Genomic DNA, 17,566 nt, shown 5'->3' on the forward strand with positions numbered 1-17,566 from the left:
GCGAAAATCGTCATGAGCGTTACATCATCCGTTCACTCTAATGCCCTGAATTTCATGAGCTTCATCCAAGGGGGGGTTGACCCGCGTACGGGGCAGTACAGCTTGAAGATCGAGCTGCCCGAGCTGGGCGGCAACAACCTGCTTGGCCCAGAATTCAGGCCAACCTTGCAATATTCGCCGCTCAACGTGACCGACTCCGGGCTGGGCATGGGCTGGACGCTGGAGCTGTCGCAGTACACCCCGCACAACCAGGTGCTTTCGCTAAGCACCGGAGAAAGCCTGAAGATCACCGACCGCACCGCCCGCCCAATGCGGCTCGAAGAGCAGCGGATCGACAACTTTCATGTCTACCCCGAGGGGGACGATGGGTTGCGGGTGGTGCACCGCTCCGGCCTGGTGGAGATCCTCACCGAACAAGGCACCCAGCAGGCCTCCCTCTACTTGCCGGTGGCACAGTATTCGCCGCTCGGCCACCGTCTGACGTTCAACTATCAGCGTTTTTCCGGGCAACACCCTTTGTTGGAAAGCATTCAGGATGGCGATGGCCGCATGCTGCTGCGCGTGCTGCGTGATCCGACGGGTTACCAGGTCGAACTGCAATTGCAGCCACTGTCCGGCAGCGACGGCAAGGCGCTTGCCAGTTACGTGATGAACCTGGAAGCCGACGACCGCCGGGTAAAGGAGATTGTCATCCCCAGTGACGATCAGGCCCGGTGGACGTTCGGCTATCAAGAGGTGCTTGCACACCTGTGCATGACCAGCGTGACTCAGCCTACCGGGGCTACTGAACGCCTGTCCTACCTCGATGGAGGGCATCAATTCCCTACCGGTAGCGGTCGCCAGCCGTTGCCCCGCGTTACCCGTCACGTTATCGAGCCGCACTTCGACCAGCCCGCTGCAGACATTCACTACCGCTATCCGACCCCGCGCAACTTCCTCGGCGGCGGTAGCGATATGAGCTGGAGCGACGATGGCCGTGACAACCTTTATCAACGCCTGGACGACTACGACTACAGCTCGGTTGAAATACTCATGGAAGGCGAGAGAGAAGTTCGCCGTATCGAGCGCACCTATAACCGCTTTCACTTGCTCACCCATGAAACGACGCTTCAGGGCGACTGTCTGCAACGGCTGGTCACTGCCTACGGGATGGTCGAAGGTGCGTCATTCAAGAGCCAGCCACCGACGTGCCAGTTGCCCGTCAGTGAAGAGCGATTCTGGCAGATGACCAGCGGCGAGCGCCCATGGCGTAGCGAACAGACCGCCACCCAGTACGACAATCACGGCAATGTGCTCATCCATACCTATGCCGATGGCACGGAGCAGAGCAATGAATGGTACTCAGCGGCAGAGCAGGACGGCCACCCGGCTGATCCTGAAGGGTTCGTGCGTCACCTCAAGGCACAAACCCTGCGCCCTTCACCCAAGGGTCAACCGGGAGCAGCCACCCTTACCCGAACCTATCGTTACACGACGCTGCCCGTGTTGGCTGCGTCTGACACCTCGGCAGTATTGCAGCACCCACACCATGTCGTGAGCAGTGAAACCCTGATCGATCAGGCCAGCGCTCAGACGCCTCTTGCGCACCTGCGTAACCAGTGGGTCAATGCCCCGCGTGATCGGGCACTGCACGGTCGCCAATACCTGAAGATCGAGAACCTGCAAGGGCTGGAAACGGTTACCGAGTACCACTATAGCCTCGAGCGCAGTGCAGGCACCGACGAGCCTGTGCTGAACGTTCAGCAGCTGCGTATCGGTTACGACGGCACGCAGGCCATCACCACCGTGCAATATGGCTTGCGCCATGGGCAGGTGATGCAGCAGCGTGACAGCGATGGTCTCGAAACCCGCTACGTCTACGATCGCCTGCAAAGAGTGGTGAAGGAGACCGTGGCTGCCGGGCTGCCGACAGAGGCCTCACGCCATTACCACTACACACTGACGCCGATCAGTGGCGAATCGGCCAGCCAGACGTTCACCGACGAGCACGGCGTGTGCACCAAGACCCTGCTCGATGGCCTGGGCAGGGTGCGCGGCGAGGAACGTGACCATGTGGATGAGGCCATGGCGCCACGGCTATACCCGACGCTCGCAGTAACCTACGACAACCAAGGCCGGCCAGTGACCGAAACCCACATCGACTGGTTGGAGGGCCTGCGCAGCCTGAACCTGCCCCAGCACTACGCCTACGACGACTGGGGTCAACGTTGCTGTACAACCGGGCCAGATGGCGTGCAGCAGCATGAACACCAGGACCCGCTGGGCAACGCCCAGCACCGCGGTCTGATCGTTCATCGCTGGCGCCAGGCCGGCAGTGGGCCCACGGCAATGATCAGCAGCCGCAGCGAGACCTGGATGAACCGCTTCGAAAAACCGGATGTGATCCTGCGCCAGGATGCCGAAGGCTTGACCTTGGCCACACGCAGTTTCACGTACGACGGGCTAGGACGCCTGGTGAGCGAAACCGATGAGCGTAGGCACACCACCAGGTTTACCTACGACATGTTCAACCGGCCCCTGCAGCGCATTTTGCCCGACAGCACCTGCGTGGAAACCCGCTATGCGCAGCACTCCACTGCGCAGTTGCCCATCGGCCTCACCGTCAAGCCTGGCAACATCAGACTGCCGGCCGTCCAAGTTGGCGCACAGTCCTTCGACGGCCTTGACCGACTGCAGGGCAGTACCACCGGCTGGCGCAGCGAGCGCTACCACTATGAGGGCAGTGAATCGCGTGCGCGGCGCAAACGCAACGCTGCCGGGCAGAGCATCGACTACGCCTATGACCTGAGCTTGACCACATACCCAATCACAAGCAGCAGCGCGGAGGAAAACGCAGTCTTCGACTATGACCCCATCGGGGCACGACTGACACGCGCCAGCGGTGCCCACGGCTGTTGCGACTACCAATACAACGCCCATGGCCACTTGCTCGAAGAACACTTGCAAGTCAGCGGCCATGCGCCTTTGAAAACTGAGCACCATCCCTCGTTGCAGGGTCGCCCGCAACGCACCGTCGAAGCCAGCGGCCTGGAAACGCTCTATCACTTTCACGACAACGGCCTGCCTCGGGGAATGCAGCAGCACAAGCTCGACGTGAACCTGCAGTATGACTCACTGGCGCGGCTTGAAATGATCACCAGCAACGACTCGGACAACGGGACCACGGTGGTCACGGTCATCGAATTTGACGACCAGGACCGCGAGATCAAACGATCCTGGCAACAGAGCGGCCACCCTGAGCGCATCCAGACACAACTGTGGGATCTCGATGGCCTGCTCAAGGAACGTCACCTCTACCAGGGGGCCATTACCCTGCTGAAGGAAACATTCACCTACACCGCCCTTGGCCAATTACTCAACCACCACTGTGCAGGTATCGAACTGCCCCGCGATAGCCAGGGCCGGGCGATCACGCAACAAACCTTCAGCTACAACAACTACGAAAGCCTCAGCATGGTCACCAGCCAGTTCGCCGATGGATCTGCCCGTGAGCGTGCGCAGTACGTTTATGCCGACGATGACCCTTGCCAGTTGCGCAGCATTGTTTACACCCCTGCACGCAGCAGCCCCCATCCGACCTTCAAGTACGACCGCAACGGCAACATGGTGCTTGACCAGTACGGTTGTACATTGCGCTATGACAGCCAGAACCGTCTGCAGTCGCTTGTGCGGGCCGCCGGCACTGGCCAATACCGGTACGACGCCCATAACCGCCTGCTTGGCAGCACCGACGGCAGTGGGGCCGACAGCGTGCTGGTGTACCAGAACCACCGTTTGACGCTGGCGGTCCGCGGAGCCTTGCGCACTCAATACCTGGATCTGGATGATCAACCCGTCGGCCAACAAACCCTCGATGACGCTAGCCAGACGCTGCTGCTTCACGCGGCGGATAACGCAAGTGTGGTTGCTGAAGGCCAGCACGGTTCGCTACGCAGCATGCGCTACAGCGCCTATGGCGAACGCTACAGCGACACACCGGTGAGCAGCGCCATGGGCTTTAACGGCGAAGCCCTCGACCCACTGAGTGGCCGTTACCTGCTGGGCAGCGGCTACCGCGCCTACGACCCTGAGTTGCGCTGCTTCCTCAGCCCCGATTCGCTCAGCCCATTCGGGGTTGGCGGCCTCAACTGCTACGCCTACGCCCGTGGCAATCCCATCGCGTTCCGTGACCCGACCGGGCATGAAGCGATTGGCTTCAGTGGTCGCCTGCGGCGTCCCGATGAAGACATCACGCCGCAAAGCCAGCCAGAAGAGATCAAGCAGGGAGACGGGGGCTGGCTGAAATGGTTGTGGGTAGGCATTGCCGTTGTCATGACCGCTGTAGCGATTGTGACGTTCGGTAAAGCAACGTTGGCGGCGGTGGCCGCTTGGAAAGGAGCTGCGACCGCTTTAGCGGCCACGGCGGTAACGGCCGCCAAAACGGCGGCGGCGTTGGCCATCGGTAAGGCGGTGGCTGCGGGTGTATCAGCCGCACTGGCTGTGGCCGGCACGGCAGCCCAGGTCCACGGCACGATCACGAATAACCAGACAAGCTTTGATGTGGCTCAGTGGCTCGGTATCGCGAGCTTCGGTGTCGGGCTCGCCAGTGCAGGGGCCTTTTATGCTGCGGGCAGGATGATGAGAAGCGCTACCGGCAGTGTGACAACGGGATCGAGGGCGTCGATCTTGGCCGACGATGCCGCTTCGGTTATTGACCGAAGAGATGCATGGCAGTTCCCCCCACCTTCTGCGAACAATAACCCACTGCCCGGCCCCCCCTCTCCAGTCCCGCCTCCGCAACACACGGTGCATCGGCTGGGTCAGGGCGGAGGGGGTGCACTTTTAGGGCGTCGATTCGGTGGATATAGACGCCCCAAATTTCCGTGGGCTAGAAGTACCAGATGAAGCTTCGAACTTCAAAATTGGGCTAGGAGAGCAAAACATGAACGAACAAACACCCCCCACCTCCAAACGCGCACTTGCCGAACAAACCCGCCAGGCCCAGCGCGAAGCCCGGCGCCGGCGCAACGCATCGCTGCTGGCAGAATTGGCGCCGTCCGTGCTGGGTATCGCCGATCCCAGCGACGGCACCCTGCTCAAGAGTGCCGTGGACAACAATCTTGAAGTGCGCATCCCCGCGTGGGTGAACTTGCCTGAAGATGGCGACACTGAAACCGTGTATCTGCAATTATCGACCACAGGCGATGCTGCCTCTGACTTTGGAGACGTAGGCCAGCCCCTGGAAGTGGTTGGCCCAGTCACCTCAGCCGATTTTCCGCTGGTAATGCATGTGCCCTTGGCCAGACTCGTCGAAGGCAGGCTATGGCTGCGTTACCGTATCGTGACCTTCAACGGCGGTCATGCAGTTTCGGCAGTGGTACCGCTGATCTGTGACCGCACCGCACCCCGCAACAGGGTCAATCCCGACGAGAAACTCGACGGCTTGACCGTCGGGGCAGCCTTTATTGACGACGAGTACCTCAAAAACAATCCGTCCGGCATCGTTGCCCAAGTACCAGAGTATGAGACCTACGCGCCTGGAGACACGTACAAGGTGTATTACTTCGAGAGCCCACCTGAAGAGCATGAGGATTACGAAAATCAGGTCGATGAGGGGCCTCTCGATGCGTCAATGCAAGTGGTTATTCCCAAGGACGTGGTAGAACGTGCCGGCGATGGCAAGTATTACCTTGCCTATTACCTGTATGACAAAGCGGGAAACAAGAGCCGAGGCTCGCTGATCACCAGCATCGACGTCGCCCTTGGCTCATTGCCGGCCAACCTGCAAGACCCTTTGGTGCACGCCGCCGACGACGGCGTGGTCGACCTCAAGGACGCCATTGATGGGGTATCGGTCGATATTCCCTCCTACGACGGAGCCAAAGCCCACGACGCTATCGCAGTGACCTGGGGTAGCACGCCATTACCACCGGAAACCGTCGGTGCCAAAGCCTTTCCAATCCCTGTTCACGTGCCCAACCCAACCTTGCGCGCTGAATACGGCACAGCCTCAGATGAACTGGCCACCAACGTCAGCTACCAGATCATGCGCGGTGCCGTACCGTTTGGCCCCAAGGCCATCAGTGTGAACGTCGACTTCAGCGTGGTAGGCCCCGAGCGCCCCGACCCCGACCCCACTTGGCCCAACCCGATCAACCCTAACCTGTCGGCACCCACGGTGCGAGGCGCACGTTCGGCAACGGATAACGTGATCGATCGCAGTGACGCCAATGAAGACGCCACACTGACCATCCCCTTTTACGACAATGCCGAGGACGGGCACGTGCTCGTTGTCTACTGGCATGGCAGGTGTGCAGGGACTCACACCGTGGACACGGCCCGTGATGCACGCGGCATCACCGTTCCTATCGATTGGGGCATCATCTTCGCGGAGGGTAACGACCCCGCGTTGCCGGTGCACTATACCCTGCGCGAATCGCAAGACGCCCTCAACGAGCAAATGTCGCAGACACAGTGGGTGGACGTGGATGCAGTTACCGTGATCCTGCCGCTTCCGCAGTTCCTGGGGGTTAGGGCCGGTTGGCTGAACTGTGATTCATTGCGCGATGTCGCGGGGGTACCGACCAACAACATGGTCCTGAAGGTGGAGATCCCGGACATGTCGGCCTACCTGAAGGCAGGCGACATAATCGAACTGGAGTGGGCACCGTTGATCGGCTCCAAAGATGAAGATGGCGACGACCCGGTACCCAATGCGGAGAAAATCGAACTCGTGGTGCTGGACGAGACATCAGTCAAGGGCTTCATCTGGGAAATCAAGCCTTATGCCGACCACCTTCTGCCAACCTATGACGCCAACCTTAACGGGGGCCGTACGCGGGCACGGGTGCGCTACGTCAAAGCCGATGACCCTGATTTAGCCTCGGAATGGGCAGTGCATAAGTTAAGCCTGGCCGAAGGCAGCGACTCTTGCGCAATGCCGTAACCTTGAGCTCCCTACGCGGTAGCGCGGCACGGTGCTGCCGCGAAGGGAGCACTGTAGGATTTTGGTCAGAACAGAAAGGAAAATTCCTACATTAGATAGAGAAACATCACTTTTACAATTCACCCTAACGATGCGAGCTCAGTACAGGAAGTCGTAGCAGCCATCTGCAAACAGCCTCTTCACAGGGTGATCCAATGTCCAGTTTCCATGCTTTCAAACCCACACTTTTTACTGTAATGATCCGAGCCACCACCGCACTTCCATTAGTGATTATCGGTAACTCGGCGGTGGCCCAGACTAATGTAGAAGGTCGTACTGATATCCAGTTTGGTACGCCCTTGGATAATTACCGTGTATTAAGTGGTGCCACCCTGAACGCCACGGGCGCGAATCTGTTGTATGTCGATGCCGAGGCAGGCGCGCACGTGTTGCTCAACGATTCGGACGTCACCCCAGGGTCGTCCGCCGTCGCGCTGGCCCTGACTGGTGCGAACGCAACGCTCGAGCGCTCGACCGTTACCGCCAGCAGCCGTGCGCTCACTGGCAGCCAAGGTGCAAGCATCAGTGCCAACGACAGCGTAATTCGCGGTGGGTCACGTGGCGCCAGCCTCAACCAGAGCCACCTTGAGCTAAGGCGCAGCGAAGTGCATGCCAGCGACAACAATGGCGTTGCCGTGGAGCTGTTCGACGGCAGCGTGTCGGCCAGTGACAGCAGCCTGATCAGTGGCGGTCGCGATGGTATCCTGGTGCGTGATGGCTCAGGCCAGACCGACGCCAAGGCCACCATCGTGCTGGACAACAGCCGTGTCGAGGGCCTGGATGGGTCGGCCATCGCGGTCGGCCGTGGCGCCGGTCGCGCTGCTTCTGCGCAAATCGATGTGCTCAACGGCAGCACCCTCAGCGCCAGCGACGGCGTGTTGGTGAATGTGGCCGATGCTGCAACGGCGAGCCTGCGCGTGAGTGACAGCCAGCTGCTTGGCGATATCGTGGTTGCCGAAGGCGGCACTGCCAACGTGATGCTGGAGAACGCCGCAACCCTGACCGGCCGCCTGGAAAACGTAGCGCAGGTGGCCATCGACAGCGGCGCCGAGTGGGCCATGGTCGGCAATGCCGCCGTCGAGCAGCTGACCATGAACGGCGGCCGCGTAAGCTTCGGCAACATCGGTGAATTCCACACGCTGACCCTAGGCTCACTGTCGGGCAACGGCACATTCGTGATGGACGCCGACTTCGCCAGCGGCCAGCATGATTTCCTCGACATCACTGGCAATGCCACGGGCGATCATTCGCTGCTGGTTCGCAGCAGCGGGACCGATCTGCAAGCCGATGCCAGCCTGCACATGGTGCATGCAGACAGCGGCGATGCGCGCTTCTCACTGGAAGGCGGCCCGGTCGATGTCGGTACCTATTCCTATGATTTGGTCCCTAAAGGCAGCGGCAACGACTGGTACCTGGACAAGAGCACCCGCACCATCAGCCCCGGCACCCAGTCAGTGCTGGCCTTGTTCAACACAGCACCGACCATTTGGTATGGCGAAATGAGTACCTTGCGTGGCCGCATGGGCGAAGTGCGCCGCGATGCCGGGCAGGCTGGGAGCTGGGTGCGCACCTTCGGCAACAAGTACAACGTCGCCGGTGCCGAAGGCCTGGCTTACCAGCAAACCCAGCAAGGTCTGTCCTTCGGTGCGGACGCTCCTTTGCCGATCGGCGACGGTAACTGGCTGGCCGGGATCACGGCCGGTTACAGCCAATCGGACCTGAGCCTGGCGCGCGGTACCCAAGCCAAGGTCGACAGCTACCATCTCGGTGTCTACAGCACTTGGCTGGAACCTGAGAGCGGGTACTACATCGATGCCGTAGCGCGACTCAATCAATTCAAGAACCAGTCCGATGTGCGCTTGAGCGATGGCACCAAGACCAAGGGCAGCTACGACAACCTCGGTGTCGGCGCAGCGTTGGAGATAGGCCGCCACATCAGCCTCGATGAAGGCTGGTTCATTGAGCCCCATGCCCAATTGGCCGGCTTGATCGTGCAGGGCAAGGACTACACCCTGGACAATGGCATGCGCGCCGAAGGTGGGCGCACGCATTCCCTGCAAACCAAGCTCGGTGCCACCGTCGGGCGCAAACTGGAAGTGGGGGACGGGCGAATGATCCAGCCCTATGTAAGGGTTGCCGCCGTGCATGAATTCGCCAATGACAACCACGTCAAGGTCAATGGTAACGGCTTCAACAACGACCTCTCTGGCTCTCGCGGGGAAGTGGGCACCGGCATCGCGGTAGCCTGGGCCGATAAATGGCGTGCTCATGCCGACTTCGAATACGCCCATGGCAGCAAGCTTGAACAGCCCTGGGGTGTGAACCTGGGGGTACGCTACAACTGGTGAGTTTACGAAGGGAGAGCCGTTGAGGTTCTCCTTTTTTTTGCTTTGGCGCATCACGCGATCATGGAGAACAGGCTATGCCAACCTCAAAGCATTCGACCCAAAACACCTCGGCCGCGCTTGCAAACCGCTTCGAGCAGGTAGCGTTCTATGTACCGCCTGTCGTCCCCGACCTGCTGCCCAATGAGCCAGATTCCCTGCTCAATCTGTTGCCGTTCAAAGCCGTGTTCTTGCCATTGCGGGTCGAGTTCGCCCAGTGGGGCAATTCGGACCCTACCGAAGAAGACCCGGAAACACTAACCCTGTACTGGAACGGCCGTGAAGTCCGCACCCTGATCTGGACGGCACCGGTACAGCCCGATGAACTGTTCATCGAGGTGCCGGTGGGGTTTCTGAGCGAAGGCCAGCACCGGCTGCACTACCAGGTCAAGCTGTTCAACGGCATGCGCAGCGACTCAGAAGCCCTTGAGATCAACATCGACAAGACGCCCCCGTTGCTCGCCGATGACGATGAGCTGATTTTTCCGCCGGACGTGATAAGCAATGGCGTCACCGACCGCTACCTCAAAGAACACGGCGAACTGACGGCGCAAGTACCGCCCTATTTAGGCGCCGATGTGGGCGATACCGTGAGCTGGTACTGGAGTGACAGCCCCGTCGGCAAGCAACTGGTCGACCGCCTCACCCTGACCAAGGCCGAAGTGGGCATGCCCTTGCACGTCAAGATACCGGCCGACTTCATCTTACAGCTCAGCGACGGCCTGCGTTTTGCCCGTTATGAGGTCCAGGACCGCGCAGGCACCGCCCTTCAACGCTCGTTGGCCGTGGCGTTGCACGCGGCGGTCACGCCACCGCCCCGGCAGCTACCCCCACCGTTCGTGCGCCAGGCCAGTGGCTCCGATTATTTCAGCGATTTGCTGCCAGCTGATGCCGTGGCAGGAGCGACGTTGACGATACCGGCCAGCGCCTCACTCGAACCGGATGATCAAGTGACCGTATTCTGGGGCGAGCCAGGCGCCCCGGGTGCTTATCAGACCGACACACCGATAAGCCCAGGCTCAAGGGAGTACACCGTACCTGCCAAGTACATTGCCATGAACCTGAACAGCCGCATTCCCCTGCACTATCAGGTCAAGGCGTACGATGGCCAGCTTCACGACTCAGCGCCGCACCAGGTCAGCATTGGCCGCCTGCACGGGCTACCCCTGATACACAGCGACGCGATTCGGGACAACCAACTGAACCTGGCGAAACTGGGTGCCCAAGCGGCGTTTTCGCTACCTGGGTGGCAGTTCATGGACGCGGGGCAATTCATCACGGTATACATCGAAGGGGTCAAGCGCGGAGCGATCGACCAGAAAATCACGCTGCCGGTGGTCACCGACATGGCAGTGCCTGGTGCAGTGACGGAACTCGCGGTGGGGTCGGTTACCAAGAGCGCGCTGCAGGCGTTGGAAGTGGACTATCAGTTCTACGTACGGGTCAAGGTCAGCTTTGACGATAAACGCACGTGGGTTGAGTTTCCGATGATCACGCCAACGTTGATCGATCAACCCTGAGCTGGCGGGTGGCGCGAGCGCTGGTATTGTTATCCAGAAGCGATCAATCGCCTTCAGGGTGAGGTGAGCGTACCGCGGGATCTATCTCGCTCGATTGCCGTGGGCCACAAACGAAAAAAGACGCCGAAGCGTCTTTTTTGGTGATCTACACAAGCCCAAAGGACGCTGTAGATCTTTATGTGGAGCGGGAAACGAGACTCGAACTCGCGACCCCGACCTTGGCAAGGTCGTGCTCTACCAACTGAGCTATTCCCGCAAAGTGAAGCTTTACAACCCTTGGCGTGAAGCGCCGATACGACCTTCACCACCACTGCACCGCATAGACGCCACAGTATTCAAACTGGAGCGGGAAACGAGACTCGAACTCGCGACCCCGACCTTGGCAAGGTCGTGCTCTACCAACTGAGCTATTCCCGCAATGGCGTCCCCTAGGGGACTCGAACCCCTGTTACCGCCGTGAAAGGGCGGTGTCCTAGGCCACTAGACGAAGGGGACACACAACACTTTTCAGTGCACCAGTACATGAACCTCACGATCCAGACTGGATTTTCTTTTCCTGCCGCGCCGCGAGGCACTGCCGGAGAAACTGGAGCGGGAAACGAGACTCGAACTCGCGACCCCGACCTTGGCAAGGTCGTGCTCTACCAACTGAGCTATTCCCGCAATATGGCGTCCCCTAGGGGACTCGAACCCCTGTTACCGCCGTGAAAGGGCGGTGTCCTAGGCCACTAGACGAAGGGGACACGCTGCTGGCATTACTGCCTGCTTTCACTCCCTGCTGCGTTCTGCTGTGTGCTTTACGCTGCAAGTGGCGCGCATTCTATGGAGGGATGGATAGGCCGTCAACCCTTTTGTAGAAATTTATTTAAATCAATGACTTCCCGCCCTGCCGCCCCAGCTTGCGCAGGCGCTAAACGAAGCCCGAGCTGAATTTCTGACGTCAGCGCAGCGTAAATGTGCCAGCATTCAGCCACTGGGCATGCGGCCGATAATGAACACAGGCTGTCAGGGTTTACGCAACCTCGCCCCTACACTCAATGATGCAATCCATTTCATGAGGCATTCACGGTGACACCACTTCTGATCACCCTGCTCGTTGTGGCGGGTATCGCACTGCTGATTCTGATTGGCTACCTCAATAACGTGGTCGAGAACGGCAAGCTCGAGCGCGCTCGATTGAAGATAGAACTGGCCGATCGCCTGCGTCGCTGTGGCGAAATCAGTGAAACCTTCCCCGGCCAGTACATGACCCCTGGGCTGAAATTGCTGCTGACCCGGCTGGAGCTGAACGTCAACCAGCGTCAGCTTGCCCTGGACAAGCACAATGCCGACATCAAGGCGCGCATCGCCGAAGTTGAAGCGCTGATCGCCAAAGGCGAGCAGATACCGGTCAACAACCCACCCAACCCGATCCTGACCGAAGCCAAGGCCAAGGACGTGCGGTTTCTGCTCGAAGCCTTGCACAACCAGATCACCCGCGCTGCGCAGGAAGGCTTTCTACCTGCTCTGGAAGCCAAGCACTGGCTCAAGGAAATCCGCCACATCCTGGTATTGCTGCACATCGAGTTCTTCAACAACCTCGGCCAACAGGCCTTGCAGAACGAGCAGCCCGGCCAGGCTCGCCTGGCGTTCGAACGGGGCGTGCAGTACCTGCGCAAGCAACCGGAGCCCAAGGTCTACGAAGAGCAGCTGACGTATCTTGAAAAACTGCTGGCGCGGGTGAATGCCCAAGTGCTGGATCAGCTGGCGCCGACCGAGGACGAAGATAACGAGCTGACCGAAGGCTTGAAAACCGACGACGAAGAGACCTGGAAGAAGAAGGCGATGTACGACTGAACCGGGTGCTCGTACCGGCGGCGCAGGCGCGCCGTCGATACGTGCTCAAGGGCGATCAGCAGTCAGTCAGTTCCAGAAAAATCGCCACCAGCTGCTCAAGCCCTGCCTGATCGGCTTCACTGAAACGCCCGATCGTGGGGCTGTCCAGATCCAGCACGCCCACCAGCCTGCCCGCCTTGATCAGTGGAATCACCAGCTCGCTGTTGGACGCGCTGTCGCAGGCAATGTGCCCGGCAAAGACGTGCACGTCTTCTACCCGCTGGGTTTGGCGCGTGGCTGCTGCGGTGCCGCACACCCCTTTGCCAAAGGGAATGCGCACGCAGGCCACCTGGCCCTGGAACGGGCCGAGCACCAGCTGTTCATCGCGATTGATGTAAAATCCCGCCCAGTTCAGGTCTTCGATCTGGTGATAGACAAAAGCCGAGAATTGCGCGGCGTTGGCGGTGAAGTCACGCTCGTCGGCGAACAGCGCCTGTACTTGCGCCGCCAGCAAGGCGTAGCCGTCCAGGCCAGCACCACTGGCATTGAGATCGATCATCGGGTTTGCTCCAGCAATTGCAGCCCGACCCAATAGCGGGCGAACTGATAGGCACATCGGCCATTACGATTGCCGCGGCCGGTAGCCCAGCGCACGGCGAGTATGTCCAGGGCTTCGTCACGCTGCCAGCGCAGTCCGGCCGGGCGCGCGAGCTGGCCGATCCAGTGCTCGACCACATCGAGGAAGTGCTCCTGACTGAACGGGTAGAAGGACAGCCACAACCCAAAGCGGTCGGACAAGGCGATCTTGTCTTCCACGGCCTCATTGGGGTGCAACTCGCCATCGACCATCTGCCAGTTTTCGTTGTCGCTCTGTTTTTCTGGTACCAGGTGGCGGCGGTTGGATGTGGCGTACAACAGGACGTTATCCGGGGCCTGCTCAAGCGAGCCATCGAGCACGCTCTTGAGTACCCGGTAGTCGCCCTCCCCCGCCTCGAACGACAGGTCGTCGCAGAACAGGATGAAGCGCTGCGGCAATTTCTGCAGTTGCTCCACCACCCGCGGCAGGTCGGCCAAATGGTCGCGCTCGATCTCGATCAAGCGCAGCCCCGCTGCGGCGTGCTCGGCCAGCAGCGCACGCACCAGCGAGGACTTGCCTGTGCCCCGCGAGCCCCACAGCAACGCGTGGTTGGCAGGCAGGCCACTGATGAACTGATGGGTGTTGCGGCCAAGCTGGTCACGTTGCTGGTCGACACCGATCAGGTCGCTCAGGCGGATATCCAGGCTGACCTCAAGCGGCATCAGGTAGCCACTGCGGCCATCGCGCTGCCAACGGGCAGCCAGGGTCGCGGACCAGTCTATCTCGGGACGCGCTGCCGGCAGCAGCGGCTCGAGACGGGCCAGCACCGTTTCGGCGCGGTCCAGAAAAGTAATCAAGCGGGCGTCCATGACGACTCCTACACAGTCGAATTCGGGTTGGCGGGTGGCCCGTTATCCTAGAACCGCCTAGTAAAGTCACGACGGCACGTAGCACCGTGCCATGGCGTACAAGGCGATTGAGCAATCAAACGGCCAGCCCAGGCGCTCAGCCTGATCAGGGCTGAAAATGTGACAGACCCGCCAGCAGCCGCGATCGATCGGCTATGCTTGCGCAGCGCAAGGAATGTGGAACCGGCTCGGGACTCATGGATATCAAGTTCACCAATCGCCTGTCATACAAGCAAGCCCGGTTGACAGTCCTGGTTGGCTTCATCCTGGGAACATTGCTCAGTCTTGTCCAGATCGGCATCGATTATGCCAGCGAAGACGCCTCGATCAACCGCGAAGTGCGTGCGCTGCTGCAAATCAGCCACAACCCGGCCTCGCGCATCGCCTACAACATCGACTCGGAGCTGGCACTGGAACTGACACGGGGGCTGCTGGAGTCGCCTGCCATCGTGCGCGCGCGGTTGATCGACAACAACGAGACGGTGCTGGCAGACGTGGAACGGCCGCGACTCGAAGACCGTTACAGGCCGATCAGCGACTTTCTGTTCGGCGATCACCGTCAACTGCGCGACCCCCTGTTTCTCACCCACATGCCCGACGAGTACCTGGGCACGCTGTACCTGGACGTGGACACCTACCCCTTCGGCCGGCGCTTTCTCGACCGCGCCGGCCTCACCCTGCTCAACGGCTTTGCCCGCAGCCTGGTGCTGACAGGCCTGTTGCTGGCCCTGTTTTACATGATGCTGACCAAGCCGTTGGTCACGGTGATCGGTGCGCTGAGCGGCGGCGATGCGCGCAAGCCCCTGCAGGGACGACTGCAATGCCCGCCCGGTCATGAGCACGATGAAATCGGCGTGCTGGTGAAAGTGGCCAACCAGCAGTTCGTCAGCATGTCCACCGAGATCGAGCAGCGCCGTACGGCCGAGAATCGGCTCACCCAGTACCTCAACGAGCTGGAAAACATCGTTGCGGCCCGTACCGATGAACTCAAGGCGAGCAACGACAACCTCAGCCTGACCAACCAAGAGCTTGAGCAAGCCCGGCGTCGGGCGCTGGACATGGCCCATGCACGGGCTGCGTTCCTGGCCAACATGAGCCACGAGATCCGTACGCCCCTCAATGGGATGCTCGGCATGATCGCCCTGGCGCTGGACAACCCGCTGCCAGGTGAGCAGCGCCAGCAGCTGACCATTGCACACGACTCCGGGAAAGTCCTGGTCGAACTGCTCAACGATATCCTCGATCTGTCGAAATTCGATGCAGGCCAGCTCGAGCTAGAACGAATCCCCTTCGACATGGCGACCCTGGTCGAGGACACCGCTAGCCTGCTGTCGCAGAACGTGGCCCAGGGGGTCGAACTGACTTGCCTGATTGCCCATGACTTTCCGGCAAGCGTATTGGGCGACCCTACGCGGGTGCGCCAGATCGTCGGCAACCTGTTGTCCAACGCGTTGAAATTCACCCGCTTTGGACGGGTGGACGTCAGGCTTGAGCCTATGATCGGCGGCGTGCGCCTGGAAGTCCGGGATACCGGCATCGGCATCCCGGAAGAAGCGCAAGCGCGCATCTTCCAGCCTTTCACCCAGGCCGGTGCAGGCATTACGCGTCAGTACGGCGGTACCGGCCTGGGACTGGCCCTGACCCGTAACCTGTGCAAGGCCATGCATGGCCATCTGCATATTCGGTCCCAGCCCGGTTTTGGCAGCCGTTTCACTGCAGAACTCCCCCTCAACGCCTGCGCCAAGGCCGATACACCCGAGCCTTTGCACGCCAGCGTGGCTGCACTGACCGCAGCGGGCAGCGGCCTGCATGAGCTGATGCTTGGCCTGTTACCGGCCTTGGGCCTGGCGTATGCACGGCACGACGGCATTGACACCGTAGCAGGCGCAACCGACCTGCTGATACTCGACGATGTGCAGGCGCTGCCCGAGGTGCGCAGGGTTTCGCAGGTACCCATCCTGCTCGTCACTGCCTACGGCAACTTCCTGCCCAGCGAACAGGCCTTGGCCATGGCCCCCCTGCATCAGCTCGCACGCCCGCTGACCCGTGGGGCGCTGTACCAGACGCTGCATCGGGTATTGCAAGGACACGATGCCGAGCACCCACTGGCAACCCCACCCCCCGCTACAGCCAAAGGCCGGGCGCGCATCCTGCTGGTGGAGGACAACCCCGTCAATCAGCTGGTGGCCAAAGGCATGCTGGCCAAGCTGGGGTGCCAGGTGGAATTGGCCACGCAAGGAGTCGAAGCCCTGGCGCGGCTAGAAGAGGAAGCCTTCGACCTGGTGCTGATGGACTGCAACATGCCGGTGATGGATGGCTACGAGGCCACCCGGCGCATCCGTGAGCGCGGCCATTGGCCAGGGCTGCCCATTGTCGCGCTCACCGCCAATGCGATGCCCGAGGAGCGCGACCGCTGCCGAGCCGCCGGTATGGACGATTACCTGGCCAAGCCGTTCCGGCGCGAGGACCTGCTGGCCGTGGTCGATCGCTGGGTGCCGGTCAGCGGCTGAGCAGACGCTCGATGTCCGCCTCCAAGGCCTGCGGCTTGGTGGTCGGTGCATAACGCACCACCTGGCCGCTGGCCGGGTCGAGCAGGAACTTGGTGAAGTTCCACTTGATCTTCTGGCTACCCAGAATGCCAGGCGCCCGCTGCTTGAGCTCGGCGAACAAGGGGTGGGTGCCTGGGCCGTTGACCTCCACCTTGCGAAACAGCGCAAAGCTCACGCCGAAATTGCGCTGGCAGAACTGCGCGATGTCACGCGCCTCGCCAGGCTCCTGCTTGCCGAACTGATTGCAGGGAAAGCCCAGCACCACCAGCCCGCGATCACGGTACCTCTGCCACAGCTGTTCTAACCCGGCGTATTGCGGCGTGAAGCCGCACTGGCTGGCGGTGTTGACCACCAGCACGGCCTTGCCTGGGAAGTCGCCCAGCTTCTTGTGTTCGCCTGCAAGGGTGACACAGGGAATATCCAGCAGCGATGCGGCCATGTTCGAGCTCCGGTCAGTCACGAGGGCGCAAGTCGATGCACACCGAGTTGATGCAGTAGCGCAGCCCGGTCGGTGGTGGCCCGTCGGGGAACACGTGGCCAAGGTGAGCGTCGCAGCGGGCACAGGTCACCTCGGTGCGGATCATGCCGTGGGAGGTGTCGCGGATCTCGATCATCGCGCTATCCTCGATGGGGGCGTAGAAGCTTGGCCAACCACAGCCCGAATCGAACTTGGTCTGGGCATCGAACAACGCCAGACCGCAGCAGATGCAGTGATAGATGCCGTCGCGGCGCTCGCTGTTGTACTTGCCGCTGAACGGCCGCTCGGTGCCTTTCAGACGGCACACCTGGTATTGCTCGGGGTCGAGCATCGACCGCCACTGTTCCAGGGTTTTCTCGATCTTTTGCATG

The 17,566-nt window shown here is 60.8% G+C and carries 10 protein-coding genes and 5 tRNA genes; 6 read left to right on the top strand and 9 right to left on the bottom strand.

The window, feature by feature from the left end:
* Window positions 1-12: 12 nt before the first annotated feature.
* The 4 genes from FH041_RS10940 (at window position 13) to FH041_RS10955 (ending at window position 10,868) form a co-directional block, all read left to right on the top strand.
* A complete protein-coding gene (locus FH041_RS10940) occupies window positions 13-4,884 on the top strand; it encodes an RHS repeat-associated core domain-containing protein (RefSeq protein WP_104925945.1) in 4,872 nt (1,623 codons plus the stop codon).
* Between the two features lie 37 nt (window positions 4,885-4,921).
* Complete coding sequence (locus FH041_RS10945) at window positions 4,922-6,925, top strand: hypothetical protein (RefSeq protein ID WP_080992894.1); 2,004 nt, start codon at window positions 4,922-4,924, stop codon at window positions 6,923-6,925.
* Window positions 6,926-7,263: 338 nt separating this feature from the next.
* A complete protein-coding gene (locus FH041_RS10950; RefSeq protein WP_225806677.1) occupies window positions 7,264-9,312 on the top strand; it encodes an autotransporter outer membrane beta-barrel domain-containing protein in 2,049 nt (682 codons plus the stop codon).
* 74 nt (window positions 9,313-9,386) lie between these two features.
* Window positions 9,387-10,868 carry a hypothetical protein gene (locus tag FH041_RS10955; protein WP_050587307.1) on the top strand — a complete coding sequence of 494 codons (1,482 nt, stop codon included), beginning with the start codon at window positions 9,387-9,389 and terminating at the stop codon, window positions 10,866-10,868.
* Between the two features lie 180 nt (window positions 10,869-11,048).
* Here the strand turns inward: FH041_RS10955 and FH041_RS10960 are convergent.
* The 5 genes from FH041_RS10960 to FH041_RS10980 all read right to left on the bottom strand — a co-directional run bounded on the left by FH041_RS10960 (window position 11,049) and on the right by FH041_RS10980 (window position 11,611).
* A tRNA-Gly gene (locus FH041_RS10960) sits at window positions 11,049-11,124 on the bottom strand.
* Window positions 11,125-11,209: 85 nt separating this feature from the next.
* A tRNA-Gly gene (locus tag FH041_RS10965) sits at window positions 11,210-11,285 on the bottom strand.
* Window positions 11,286-11,287: 2 nt separating this feature from the next.
* A tRNA-Glu gene (locus FH041_RS10970) sits at window positions 11,288-11,363 on the bottom strand.
* Window positions 11,364-11,455: 92 nt separating this feature from the next.
* Window positions 11,456-11,531: transfer RNA gene (locus FH041_RS10975), tRNA-Gly, on the bottom strand.
* Between the two features lie 4 nt (window positions 11,532-11,535).
* Window positions 11,536-11,611: transfer RNA gene (locus tag FH041_RS10980), tRNA-Glu, on the bottom strand.
* Window positions 11,612-11,936: 325 nt separating this feature from the next.
* Between FH041_RS10980 and FH041_RS10985 the strand changes: the two genes are divergently transcribed.
* A complete protein-coding gene (locus tag FH041_RS10985) occupies window positions 11,937-12,704 on the top strand; it encodes a hypothetical protein (protein WP_027914333.1) in 768 nt (255 codons plus the stop codon).
* Between the two features lie 55 nt (window positions 12,705-12,759).
* Here FH041_RS10985 and FH041_RS10990 read toward each other — a convergent pair whose 3' ends face one another.
* Both FH041_RS10990 and FH041_RS10995 read right to left on the bottom strand, forming a co-directional pair.
* The gene (locus FH041_RS10990; RefSeq protein WP_059183212.1) at window positions 12,760-13,242 is read right to left on the bottom strand and encodes a GAF domain-containing protein; all 483 of its coding nucleotides are present in this window, start codon (window positions 13,240-13,242) and stop codon (window positions 12,760-12,762) included.
* Entirely contained in the window at window positions 13,239-14,129 is an 891-nt protein-coding gene (locus FH041_RS10995) for an ATP-binding protein (protein ID WP_028687854.1), read from the bottom strand. The genes FH041_RS10990 and FH041_RS10995 overlap by 4 nt, the downstream gene beginning before the upstream one ends.
* Before the next feature lie 194 nt (window positions 14,130-14,323).
* Here FH041_RS10995 and FH041_RS11000 point away from each other — a divergent pair, with 194 nt between their 5' ends.
* Entirely contained in the window at window positions 14,324-16,678 is a 2,355-nt protein-coding gene (locus tag FH041_RS11000) for a response regulator (protein WP_027914330.1), read from the top strand.
* Here the strand turns inward: FH041_RS11000 and FH041_RS11005 are convergent.
* Window positions 16,668-17,156 (bottom strand): glutathione peroxidase, encoded by a 489-nt coding sequence (locus tag FH041_RS11005; protein WP_028687853.1) that lies wholly within the window; start codon window positions 17,154-17,156, stop codon window positions 16,668-16,670. The two genes, FH041_RS11000 and FH041_RS11005, sit on opposite strands and share 11 nt — an antisense overlap.
* Before the next feature lie 13 nt (window positions 17,157-17,169).
* Window positions 17,170-17,565: a peptide-methionine (R)-S-oxide reductase MsrB gene (msrB, locus tag FH041_RS11010; RefSeq protein ID WP_025338187.1), complete on the bottom strand. Its 396-nt coding sequence runs from the start codon at window positions 17,563-17,565 to the stop codon at window positions 17,170-17,172.
* Window position 17,566 lies beyond the last annotated feature (1 nt).

The sequence above is a fragment of the Pseudomonas sp. SWI7 genome (genome assembly GCF_006351945.1).
GTDB lineage: Bacteria > Pseudomonadota > Gammaproteobacteria > Pseudomonadales > Pseudomonadaceae > Aquipseudomonas > Aquipseudomonas fulva.